The organism is Rothia nasimurium (assembly GCF_004569295.1).
Lineage (GTDB): Bacteria > Actinomycetota > Actinomycetes > Actinomycetales > Micrococcaceae > Rothia > Rothia nasimurium_B.
The window spans coordinates 1-1,313 of the sequence record NZ_SPQC01000097.1; the positions used below are offsets into that span (position 1 = coordinate 1).

Genomic DNA, 1,313 nt, shown 5'->3' on the forward strand with positions numbered 1-1,313 from the left:
TGATATGTACTGGGTTTAGTTCCGACCCCGTACATTGGAAACAAACAAAAAAGAGCAAAGGAACTTCACCCATGCCCACCAAATACCCCCAAGAACTCAAAACAAGAGCCCTACGCCTACTGGCCGACCACCTCGAAAACAACCCCGACACAGGCATCTACACCGCCTGCCGAAACATCGGAGAACGCCTCGGCATCGGCCCTGAAACCTTACGAAAATGGCACAAACAAGCCGAAATCGATGCTGGTAACACCCCCGGCACCACCACTGATATGGCAGCCGAAAACCGACGCCTGCGCAAAGAAAACGCCGAGCTCAAGCGAACCAACGAGATTCTACGAACAGCATCAGCTTTTTTCGCGGCAGAACTCGACCGTCCAGCCCGATCATGATTCGCTATATCGATAGGTATAGGAATCGTTTCGGGGTTGAGAACATCTGCACCGCACTACAAGAAAACCTCGCTGGTGGTTTCATCACCTCACGCGGCTACCGCGCCGCTAAGGCTCGTGTTCCTGCAGCACGTACTTTGAAGGACCAACTTCTGATTCCTGAACTGGTGAAAATCCATGAAGAGAATTATGGCGTATATGGTGTGCGCAAGATGTGGCACGCCATGAGGCGTGCCGGCTGGGATATTGGTCGGGATCAGACCTACCGACTCATGAAAATAGCCGGTGTTGCTGGTGCTCATCGGGGTCGTAAACCTATGACCACCAGAGCGGCCACAGTGATTGATGACCGTCCTGATTTGGTTCAGCGTAACTTTAGCGCTGATGCGCCTAACCGCCTTTGGGTTGCAGATTTTACCTATGTCAGAACCTATTCAGGTTTCTGCTATACGGCCTTCATTACTGATGTGTTTTCCCGGAAGGTTGTGGGTTGGGGTGTTTCTTCGACCATGCATACTCTGGGGATGCCTTTGACGGCGTTGAAGCAAGCGCTTTTTGAAGCGAAGAAGGGTGGCTCTGATCTAACGCAGATTGTGCATCATTCTGACCGTGGTTCGCAGTATATTGCGCAGGATTACACTGCTGGTTTGAAAGAACTAGGAGTGCAGTTATCAGTCGGTTCTACTGGTGATTCGTATGATAATGCTCTGGCTGAGAGTGTGAATGGTGCTTATAAGGCTGAGCTGGTGAGGAATCGCCTTTTTGCTTCAGTTGGTCAGTTGGAGGTTGAGACTGCGTCTTGGGTTGCTTGGTGGAATGCTGGTCGGTTGCATCAGGGTCTTGGTTATCGGACTCCGCAGGAGGTGGTTGATGGTGCTTTAGTGGTCTTATAATTGTCGGAACTAAAGCCAGTACATATCA

General features: G+C 50.8%; 1 protein-coding gene. It reads left to right on the forward strand.

Annotated elements, in window-relative coordinates; translation table 11 throughout:
* Positions 1-71: 71 nt before the first annotated feature.
* Positions 72-1,285 (forward strand): IS3 family transposase gene (locus E4U03_RS12545; protein ID WP_135014055.1). Its coding sequence is split into 2 segments (ribosomal slippage): positions 72-351 and positions 351-1,285, totalling 1,215 coding nucleotides; the frame shifts between segments, so codons are not numbered across the junction.
* Positions 1,286-1,313 lie beyond the last annotated feature (28 nt).